Origin of the sequence: Sphingosinicella sp., from assembly GCF_052387495.1 — a bacterium.
In the GTDB taxonomy this organism is placed as follows: domain Bacteria; phylum Pseudomonadota; class Alphaproteobacteria; order Sphingomonadales; family Sphingomonadaceae; genus Allosphingosinicella.
Genome location: NZ_JBQTJC010000046.1, coordinates 1 through 10,347, shown reverse-complemented (window position 1 = coordinate 10,347; position 10,347 = coordinate 1). Strand labels below are relative to the sequence as shown.

General features: G+C 63.7%; 8 protein-coding genes. 3 read left to right on the top strand and 5 right to left on the bottom strand.

Annotated features, from left to right (window positions below; genetic code table 11):
• Window positions 1-770: autotransporter outer membrane beta-barrel domain-containing protein (locus ACT4N8_RS02750; protein ID WP_444856607.1), on the top strand; the 770-nt coding region annotated here is incomplete at its 5' end.
• A gap of 1,090 nt (window positions 771-1,860) precedes the next feature.
• On the top strand, window positions 1,861-2,238 hold the full coding sequence (locus ACT4N8_RS02745; protein ID WP_444856606.1) for a GntR family transcriptional regulator: 378 nt from the start codon (window positions 1,861-1,863) through the stop codon (window positions 2,236-2,238).
• Between the two features lie 201 nt (window positions 2,239-2,439).
• On the opposite strand, the gene ACT4N8_RS02740 is transcribed toward ACT4N8_RS02745, so the two are convergent.
• The 4 genes from ACT4N8_RS02740 to ACT4N8_RS02725 form a co-directional block, all read right to left on the bottom strand.
• Complete coding sequence (locus ACT4N8_RS02740; protein WP_444856605.1) at window positions 2,440-3,993, bottom strand: putative bifunctional diguanylate cyclase/phosphodiesterase; 1,554 nt, start codon at window positions 3,991-3,993, stop codon at window positions 2,440-2,442.
• 30 nt (window positions 3,994-4,023) lie between these two features.
• On the bottom strand, window positions 4,024-5,655 hold the full coding sequence (locus tag ACT4N8_RS02735) for a site-specific DNA-methyltransferase (protein WP_444856604.1): 1,632 nt from the start codon (window positions 5,653-5,655) through the stop codon (window positions 4,024-4,026).
• Window positions 5,652-6,536, bottom strand: coding sequence for an IS1595 family transposase (locus tag ACT4N8_RS02730; RefSeq protein WP_444856603.1), 885 nt, complete (start codon window positions 6,534-6,536; stop codon window positions 5,652-5,654). Before ACT4N8_RS02730 ends, ACT4N8_RS02735 begins: the two co-directional genes overlap by 4 nt.
• A 63-nt stretch (window positions 6,537-6,599) precedes the next feature.
• Window positions 6,600-7,598 (bottom strand): MHYT domain-containing protein, encoded by a 999-nt coding sequence (locus ACT4N8_RS02725; RefSeq protein ID WP_444856602.1) that lies wholly within the window; start codon window positions 7,596-7,598, stop codon window positions 6,600-6,602.
• A gap of 281 nt (window positions 7,599-7,879) precedes the next feature.
• Here ACT4N8_RS02725 and ACT4N8_RS02720 point away from each other — a divergent pair, with 281 nt between their 5' ends.
• A complete protein-coding gene (locus tag ACT4N8_RS02720) occupies window positions 7,880-9,997 on the top strand; it encodes a putative bifunctional diguanylate cyclase/phosphodiesterase (protein ID WP_444856601.1) in 2,118 nt (705 codons plus the stop codon).
• A 169-nt stretch (window positions 9,998-10,166) separates the two neighbouring features.
• Here the strand turns inward: ACT4N8_RS02720 and ACT4N8_RS02715 are convergent.
• The coding region (locus tag ACT4N8_RS02715) for a hypothetical protein (protein ID WP_444856600.1) at window positions 10,167-10,347 on the bottom strand (181 nt) is incomplete at its 5' end.

Here is a 10,347-nt window from a genome sequence, read left to right as displayed (position 1 = left end):
GCGCCGATGCGCGCGGCGGCGTCGCGGCCGAGCGGCGCGACGCCTGGGGCCTGGCGGGCGGGTTCAGCCTGTCGCTTGCGCCCGGCCTCGCGCTAGGATTCGGGGTCGATCATGGCCGGCTCGACCTTGCCGTGCCGGGCGCCAGCGAGAGCGCCGATGTCGAGCTGACCCAGGTCGCCGCCTCGGCGCGCTTCGGCTCGGGCCCGTTCGGCCTCGCACTCGCCGCTGTGCACGGCTTCGGTTCGGTCGACAGCGTCCGCAATCTTCTGGGGCTGGCCGCCGGCTCCTATGACGTGAACCTGTGGGGCGCCGCCGCCGAGGCGAGCTACCGGTTCGAGGCGGGTGCGTGGCGGATCGTTCCCCGGCTGGCGCTCGATCATGTCCGGATCGAGAGCGACGCTTTCGTCGAGAACGGCGCGCTCGGCCTGTCCGCGCCGTCGAGCGACCGCGACCGCACCCGCGCCTCGGCCGGTCTGGAGATCGGCCGCGGCTTCGCCATCGACGCCGGGAGCCGGATCGATGTCGCGGCCTGGGGCCGCTACGTCGCGGTGCTGGGCGGCGAGGAACGGACGCTGCCGGTCGCCTTCAACCTCGCGCCCGGCGCGCCGCTCGTCATGCGCGGCCTTCCCGAGCGGGATTCCCTCGCGCTGGGCGCGCAGCTCGGCATCCAGCTGACCCCGCGGCTCGCTTTCTACGGCGCCTATGACGGCCGCTTCGCTTCCGGCTACGACGCCCATGCCGCGACGGCGGGCTTGCGGATCGCCTGGTGAGAGTCGGGCATCCGTTCTCTCTTCTCTGCCAACCTGCAAGGGCTGCTGCAATCCAGGTGGTCCGCAATCGGTCGATGCCGTTCTCTAGGTGTTTAGTCCCGCGCAGTGGTGATAGGATCGATCGTCACCGAGGCGGGAGGAGCTATGGGACAGGTTCTACACGCGAGCGCCCACACGACGGCGCGGTCCCCCGGATCAAGCCGGGGCAGGCTAGCGATACAGCGGAGTGAAGAGAGCGTAAGGACGCTGGCTCGCCGCCATCGCCGGCTCCCTTTTTGGGCGATCGATGCCAGGAAGCCTCTGCCACCGCATCGAAAGCGGAAAAAAGGCGGCTTTGGATTGACTATGCAACCTCAACAGTCGTGCCCTGTTCTTCAAGCCGGGCGCCGTCGCGCCACACAATGCCAGCAGGGCAGCTGTCGTCACGATAGGCCTGACCAGCCCTTATTGCGTCGTTGATCGCCTCCTCGCGCGTGTTGCGCCACGTACCGACTATCGCCGGCGTTCGGTATCGAAATTGCATCCCCTATCCCTTTCAAATCGACAACAATAAATGCGTCGGCGCGAAAAGGTTCCGAAGGCTGCTGCCAAAGCAGATCAGGGGCTGTTCGCCGATATGAGCGTCGGCCGAGCTCGCTGGCGCAGGCGCACCTGAACGCCGATGCGCGACGGGCTCCCGCGCCCAATGGCTGGCGATGGCGCAGGTCTCCATGCCGATCAGGCACGGTGGGCTTCGTGAAGGGCGGAACCTTCGCCCGGGCCAGCCGGCGCCGCACCGCCTCGCAGCGCGCGTCAACCCCGTGCCCCTGGAGCACCGGCCTGGCGATCGATGCCGATTAGCGCAGCTAGCTCCATCGCTTCCTTCCCTCCACACATGCCGGTAAAACTGCCGGCTCTGTGGAGCCTCCACGACATCGATTGCGGACCTTGGGTGAAACCGGCTTCTGCCCGAACCGGGTCCTTTGTCGACGGCAAGGGCTGGCGCCGAACTCGGCATCCGGTGGCGCCGCTCGCTGGTGCAATGCACACCATGGATGCTGGATTTTCTTCTTACTCGTGATATCTAGGAAGGCGCGCTCGATTGCCCGCTATGGAGGAAGCCGCCCTGCGAAGCGGTCAGCCAGCTTATCTCAACCTTCGCGACCAGATTTCGCAATGGATATTGGAGGGGCGGTTCGGGAATGGCGATCGCTTGCCCTCGATCCGCAATCTCGCAGCGCAGGCCGGATTGAACCCCCTCACCGTGGTGAAAGCCTATCATCACCTGGTGGGGATCGGCGTTGTCGAAATGCGTCAGGGGGTCGGGATATTCGTCGCCGGGAGCGGGGTCGAGCGACTGCGGCAATTCGAGCGTGCCCGGTTCCTCACCGAGGAGTGGCCGGCAGTCTGCCAGCACATGAAGCGGCTTGAGCTCGACGCGCGAGATATGATCGCCAGGGCCCAGGACAGTTCTGTCAAAGCAACCTGACCGGCGGGACAGGGGCTGCTCGCCAACGGCGACGAGCATGCCGTCGAACCTTCATTGGATCTGACGTGCTCCCGTCCCTTCTCCAGTCATAACTGGAGTCCGGGGTTGTCACGGCGCCCTTGCGGGCGGGTTGCACAGCCGGCCTGACGGAATCGACGGGCGTCAGCCCGGCCACAAATGAGCAACGACGAGCAACCCGCTCTATCGGCGCTTGCCGACCACTCGCAGCGATGAGGTCACATCTGGCAGCTCGTCTTCCGCGGCGCGATCAGCCCTCTTCGAATTGTACTCCGCGAGCAGCCCCGGAATGTCGAAGGCGGGCACGGCCTGGCTGATGTGGAAGCCCTGGATCTCGGTGCAGCCCTCGGCAGACAGGATGTCCATCTGGTCAACGGTTTCGACGCCTTCGGCGGTTGTCACCATGCCAAGCTTTTCGGAGAGCTGGATCGTCGCCTGCACGATGGCGCGGCCGTCTTCCGTCTTGGCCAGGTCCCCGACAAAACCACGATCGATCTTGATCTTGGTGAAGGGAAAGCTGCGCAGGTAGTTCAAGCTCGAATATCCCGTGCCGAAATCGTCCATCGCGATGCGGATGCCCAGCGCGCGAAGGCGGCCAAGGATCGCCAGAACCCAGGCCTCGTCGTGCAGCAGGACCGATTCGGTGATTTCGAGCTCAAGCCGATCCGGGCTGAGGCCCGCGACAGACAGCGCGCTTTGCGCCATTGCCACAAGGTCGTCGCGCTTGAACTGAGCCGCGGACAGGTTCACGCTGATCCGTATTTCGCTTGGCCAGGTGGCCGCGTCGCGGCAGGCCTGTCTCAACACCCATTCTCCAATCGGCAGGATCAGGTGGGTGTCCTCGGCGATCGGGATGAAATCGGCCGGCTGGATGAGGCCGCGCGTCGGGTGACGCCAGCGGACAAGCGCTTCGAAGGACGTGATCCTTTTCGTCGCGAGGTTGAGCACGGGCTGATAGTGGAGTTCGAAATGGGCTTGCTGGATCGCGACGCGAAGATCGCGCTCCAGGTCGCGCCGCTCCCGCAGGCGCAGATCCATTCCCGCTTCGAAGAAGCGGTACGATCCCTTGCTGTCCGATTTCGCGCGATAAAGCGCGAGGTCGCTCTTCTTCAACAGGTCGTCGCCATCCCTGCCGTCGTCGGGAGCCATGGCGATGCCGACGCTCGCGCCGATCGCGATGGTATGGCCGTCGAACGCGAACGGAAGCGTCAGGCTGCCGATGACATGCTCGGCGAGAGCCGCCGCGGAATCCCTGTCGGCACCGTTCTGAATGATCGCGAACTCGTCACCGCCGAGCCGTGTGACCTGTCCGCCGTCGCCGACGATCTCGCCGAGCCGGGCCGCCGTCTGCCTCAGTATCTCATCGCCCAGCCCATGCCCAAGCGTGTCGTTGACCTCCTTGAACCGATCGAGATCGATGGTGTGCAGCGCGAAGCAATGACCGTGCTCCAAATTGGCCGTGCATACGCGTATCCCGCTCGTGAACGACGCGCGATTGGGGAGGCCGGTCAAGACGTCATGCCCGGCAAGATAGGCGATGTGATCGCTGGAGCGGCGCCGCTCGGTAATATCCTCGTGCGTCGCCACCCAACCGCCGTCGGGCAGCGGCTGGCGCTGGACGTCGATGATGCGGCCGCAGCTCATGCGGATTTCGGTGTGGCCGGCTTCCCGCGTGGCGCTCGCCACCTCGTCCAGATAGAAATCGAGCGGCCCGGTATATTTGCCGCTTTCGACCACGGAATAAGTAGATATGGGCTTACGCGCCGCCTAACCCATCGGGAGCACAGGCTGGTTTACGGATTTTCCCTTCGCGACAGAGGGCGTGTTGAAGCGCTTGCCGCCCAGAATCTCCCGAACGGTCAGAATCTGCATCCGGGGATAGAGAACGCCGTTCACGTCAAGGTCGTCGGCCATGCCCATTTCACGGTGGAAGTTCGCCATCTTTCGCGGCCCCAAGTCGTCCATGATGATCAACCCGGCCATGAGCGCCTGATCGCGGGCTAGAACGCCGCGCAAGTCGCGCAGGACGGTGGGATTGACGTTCTTTCCGCCTTTGACCTCGATCACCATGCTTTGCAGGTCGCGCTCGTCGGGAACGGCAAAGTAGAGCCGCCCGTCGATTCCGCCGTCAGCCGTCTTGCGGGACGTAACGAAGCCGTCGATCTGCTCGATTGCCCACTTCTGGAATTGATGCTTGTCCCGCTCCCAGAGGTCCTGTGCGCCCTCTAGCGTATGGGGGACGCCCTCAATGACAAAATCAACGCCCTCGCGAAGGCCAAGCCGATCTTCGAGCCTCACCTTGGCGACGCGCTTGATCGCATGAATGGCGATGTCGATGCCGATCCACTTGCGCCCGAGCGCATGGGCGGCCTCAATGGTGGTCGCGCATCCGCAAAATGGATCTAGCACAACGTCGCCGGGCTTGGTCGATGCCTCGATTATCCGCTTCATCAGCGCCAGCGGCTTCTGTGTTGGATAGCCCAAGCGCTCCTTATTCGAGCCGGCGAGGTTGGAAATGTCGCTCCAGACTGATTGCAGCGGTACGCCCCGTGAGTCCTCCAGATACATCTTCTGGCGAGCGTACCCGGTGCGGGAATAGCGCAGCTTGCCCTCGTCATGAAGCCGTTGGATCGTGTCTTTGCTGTAGCGCCAAGCCCGCGTGTGTCCCTTCCAGTCGAAAACTGGGTTGCCTTTCGCAGCGCCGCCGGGGGCGGTCAGCGGCGTGGTGGTGTATTTACGGCCGTCGCCGTCGTCATGCCGATACGTTTCGGCGACATAGGCAGGGTCAAGCGGCGTGAAGAGCTGAGTCCAGGTCCGCTTCTTGGATCGCGAATAGAAGAGGATCGTGTCATGGACGCGCCCGAAATGTCGCGATCCCTGGCCCACGTCATTGTGCGCCCCGTAGCGTTTCCAGATGATCTCGTTAACGAAGGCGTCGTGGCCGAAAATGCCGTCCATCATGACCTTGATGTAGTGCGAAGCCGTCGCGTCACAGTGCAGGTAGATCGAGCCAGTCGGCTTCAGAATAGAGCGCAGGGGCAACAGCCGCTCAGTCATGTAGGAGAGATAGGCGAGCAGGTTGGGCTGCGTGTTCCGCAGCGCGTTCATCCAGATTTTCCAGAACTCCACGACTTCATCGGCAATGCCATAATCTCGCATCAGAACGGGCATCATGCGGATGGCGCGCTGGCGCTCTTCTGAAAGCTCCCAGAGGTCGTTGAAGGCCTCGATCTGGTCGGGCAGGGGTCGCCCCGTTTCGTCTTTGTAGATCGCATTATAGTCGCGGTTGGAATTGAAGGGCGGGTCCAAATAGACGAGATCGACGTAGCCCATAGGCATGTCGCGCATGATCGTCAGACAGTCGCCATAATAGAGCTTGTTGATCCAAGGCTTCGTCATGCGAAGCATCCCCTCATGAACGTGCCGAAGGGGTCGGCGTTCTTCCGGTGATTATATTTCCAGCAGGACTCGGCGATGAAGAGGGCCATGTAGCGCTTGGAATAATGGTGGTGGGTGCCGTACCAAGCGCGCTTCAGCAACGCCCAGAAGCCTTCAATCGTGTTGGTGTGCACGAGCCCCTCAGCATACCGCTCTTTGTGCCGGATGACGGCGTGGTTCATCGTCGCGGCGAGGCGAACGTAGCCGCCGAACTCATCGGTAATAATGAGGGTGCCGTTCCGGTCCACGTTGCTGGCGATGAACTTGCTGAGGATTTTGCTGCTAACGCCGGGGCTGGACTGCCGGGCGACGACACGCCCGCCGCGCTCGACTACCCCGATCACCGGGGTTTTGCGAGTGCCACGACCAGTGAACTTGCCGGGGCCTTCGTCGTCGTCGCGGCGGTTGCCACGGCGCGGCTTGCCGCCGATGTATGTCTCGTCGGCTTCGACGATGCCCTGCAACAATTCCCCCTCTTCGGTCAGCATGGCGGCGCGGATGCGCTGTTGCATGTACCAAGCGCTCTTCTGGTTCATGTCGAGGTCGCGGGCAAGCTGGCAGCTCGAAACGCTCTTCTTCGCGTTCACGAGGATGCCGATCGCTAGGAACCACTTCTGAAGCGGAAGGCGCGTCTTCTCGAAAATGGTGCCGGAAAGGACGTTGAAGCTCGACCGACAACCGTGACAATTCCAGCGGCCAATCCGCTCACTCTCGGATTTGCGGGCTACCGTGGTGGAACCACAGAACGGGCAATACGGGCTGTCGCCCCAGCGCACCCTTTCCAGAAACTCAATGCAGGCTTCCTGATCGGGAAAGCGCGAGAAGATGGTCAGCAAGTTCATGGCATCACCCCTTGGATGCCTAGCTTCTATGATACCCCCGGAACGGTGTCAAGCCCATATCTACTAACTCCGTTCGACCATATGCCGAAGCACCTCCGCGATCGGCGTGCCAGGCACGCGTACGCTCGCGGGCAGATCGTACAGCTCGACATATTTGCGGTTGAAGGTGACGAGGCGGTTGTGCCGGTCGTACAGTGACAGCCCCTGGGCCATGTTGTCCAGCGCGGCGGCGCTGATCTCGGCCTGCCGCTTCAGATCGTCGGCCAGCTGCTCGCGCGCGGCCGCGGCCTCGACCAAGGCGTCGGCCATCCCCTTGAGCCGCTGCGCTTCCCGCATTTCGCGGCGGGCAAGGTTGCGGTCGAAGATGGCCATGACGAAGCTGATCGCGAGGATGAGGATCGCCGCCGCCGTCACCGCGACGGCAAGAGTTCCGGTGCCGACCGCCTGGGGCGGCACCTCGAAATTGGGGTCGGGATAGACGCCGACCGCGCCCATCGCGACGAAGTGGAGGCCGCAGATCCCGAGGGCCAGCAAGGTCGCGGGCCGCCAGGGAATGTCCTGCGGCCTTTTCCGGTGCTCGGCGATGGCCGCGATGCTCATCGCGGCGCCGAGCAGGACCGAGAGCAGGATGAGGCCTTCGTCCCAGACGATCCGACCGCCCAGCCGCAGGCCGGCCATGCCGGTATAATGCATTCCGGCGATGCCGGCGGCGATCAGCCCGCCGCCGAACAGCGAGCCGCGATAGCCGGGCAATGCGGCCGCCGCCCAGCCAAGCCCGGTCACGACGACGGCGATGAGGACCGACAGGATCGTCGTCGCCAGATCATATCCGACCGGAAGGCGCGGTTCGTAGGCGAGCATGGCCACGAAGTGGGTCGCCCAAATCCCGATACCTGAACCGAGAGCGGTGATGCCGCCCCATACAAACCGACGGCGGCCTCCCGCGCGGAACTGATCGAAGGTGGCGAAGGCCGTGAAGGAAGCCAGAAAGCAGATCGCTGCCGCCACCCCGACCAGGCGCAGGTCATGCTCATGAGCGATACAGGAATATACCTGCCACATTGCCGGGGAACTCCGATGGCTTGCGTGGGTCGGGTTGCGCCCCGGTTCTAGTGGCCGTCCGCTAAGGACCCGTTAAGTCGGCGCTGGAGCGGATCGCCTTGGGTCGGATTTTTCGCCAATGAGCGAAGCACCGGGAATGGCGAACATCGGGCCAGGGAATGATCGTTAGGCATTTGGCAGCGCTTGGAGGGCTACATTCTCAGTTGGAGAGAATGCCTATGCGGTGTCCAAGCACAATTCCTGATGAAGAAGGCCGTTTGGGCGCCTTGGCGGAGCACGGCTTGAGCGCGGGCGTCGCCGTGCCCAGCCTCGACCCGATCGTCGAGATTGCCGTCAAGCTGTTCGATGTCCCCGCCGCGGCGGTAAATATGATCGGCAGCGATCACGTCTTCTTCGCCGCGAGCGCCGGCGTCGGCGAGTGCGACATGGGTCGAGACGTCTCCTTCTGCGCCCATGCGATCACCCAGGATGGTGTCATGGTGGTCGCGGACGCGCTGCTCGATCCCCGCTTCCACGACAATCCGCTCGTTACCGGAGGCTTGATCCGTTTCTATGCCGGCGTGCCGCTGCGAGCGCCGAGCGGGCACCCGCTGGGCGCGCTGTGCATCGTCGACTCCGAGCCGCACGCCGGATTCGACGCGCAGGACCGCGCTCGCCTCAAGGATCTGGCCCGATTGGCGTCGGACAAGCTCGAACTCCGTCGCCTCGAAGTCGCCAACCAGGCGCGGCCGTCGGCGTTCGCGGCGATCGCGGCAACTTCGCCCAACGCCGTCATCTGCTTCGACCAGGCGCGCCTTATCACCGCCTGGAACCCGGCGGCCGTCACCATGTTCGGTTATGCGGCCGAGGAAGCAATCGCGCGCGACATCGCTCTTCTCATGCCCGGGCGCCAGCATTCCCTTGTTAAAGAGGCAATAGCGCGCGTGCTCGGCGGCGGCGCGCCGCCTGCCAAGGGAACCAGCCTGTTCACCGGTGTGCGCAAAGACGGCACACACTTTCCCGCCGAGCTGACCTGGTCGCATTGGCGCGAAGGGGAGGAGCTGCATTTCGGCGCGATCGTCCAGGATGTGACGGACCGTCTGCAACAGGAGGATGCGCTATATCGGCTGGCCAATTATGACAGCCTGACCGGGCTGCCCAATCGGAACCTTATCCACAGCAACGGTGCCGCCGCGCTCCAGGCCGAGGAAACGATCGGCATAGTCATGATCGACCTTGACGGCTTCAAAGACGTTAACGAAACCTTGGGCCACGCGGTCGGCGATGCGATTCTGCGGGAAACCGGCATGAAGCTGCAGCAAGCGGTTCCGCCGGGCGCAACCGTGGCCCGTATAGGAGGCGACGAGTTCGCGATCCTGTTGCCGGGCATCGGCGATCCGTCGGAGATATCCGCCATTTCCGGTGCGCTGGTCGCAGCGATCGCCCAGCCGAATGTCGTCGACGGGCATGAGGTGCGCGTCGCGGCAAGCTGCGGGCTCGCGATTTCGCCACAGCATGGCGAGACCGTCGTAGACCTCTTGGGCAGCGCCGGTCTCGCGCTTTTCCAGGCCAAGACTGGCGGTCGCGGCGGCTCGTTTCTTTATGTGCCGGCGCTGCGCGCCGAAGCGGTTGCGCGCCGAATGTACGATGCGGAGCTGCACCGCGCGGTCGAGCGCGGTGAATTGCGGCTCCATTATCAGCCCCAGATCCGGCTGTCGGACGGTGCGCTTGTCGGTGCCGAGGCTCTGATCCGCTGGCAGCATCCGACCCGTAATCTCCTCCAGCCCGCGGCCTTTCTTCCGGCGCTGGAGGGCGGTCCGCTTGCCGCGACGGTTGGCGCCTGGATCCTCGACGCGGCATGTGCGCAGGCGAAGATCTGGCGCCAGCATCACCCGGATTTCCGCGTCGGCGTGAACCTGTTCGCGGCCCAGTTCCGTGCCGACGACCTACCCAGGACCGTCGCCGAGACGCTGGCGCGCCATTCGCTTCCGGCTAGCGCGCTCGAACTCGAGATCACCGAAAATATCGTGCTCGATCAAGTCGAGCTGGTCTTGCCGCAACTGCGTGCGGTTGATGCGCTGGGCGTCTCGCTTGCCTTCGACGATTTTGGCACCGGCTATGCCTCGCTCAATCTGCTCAAGGATTATCCGATCAGCCACATCAAGATCGACAGGAGCTTCATCCAGACGATGCAGGACTCGGCGCACGACCGGGCCATCGTGACGTCGCTGATCCAATTGTCGCATCAGCTGGACCTGAAAGTGATCGCCGAGGGCGTCGAAACCGACGGACAGCGGGCCTTCCTGCACGCTCATCGATGCGAGGAAGGACAAGGCTATTTCTTCGGATCGCCGATGGCCGCTGAGCTGTTTGCCGAAAAGTTCGCATTGACTGAATTCGAGTCCCGCGCCCGCGCCTGATACCCAGTGACTGCGAACCAGTCCCTCGAGGACGGCCACACGTATTAACAACCTCGTTCAGCGGATCAAGTGAGCGCGGCGATGTCCCAACCACGCCTTCGCGGATGCTGCCACTCGGGACCGCCTCTGTGTCGGTGCACGAAACGCCGAGTACGTGGTCCTGAACTGCTTAGCTTGGCGCCCAAATACGGGCCAGCTTTCGTTCTTCCGACCGGCTGAGCCCCGGCATCGGCGCAACCCGAAAGACTTCCGGGGCCGCTTCGGCATGTGCGGGCGGCACTACAGACGGAGAAGCCGCCATCAGCCTCTCGGTCGAAATGGCTTCAAGGAACTCCAACCCCGCGCGCGTT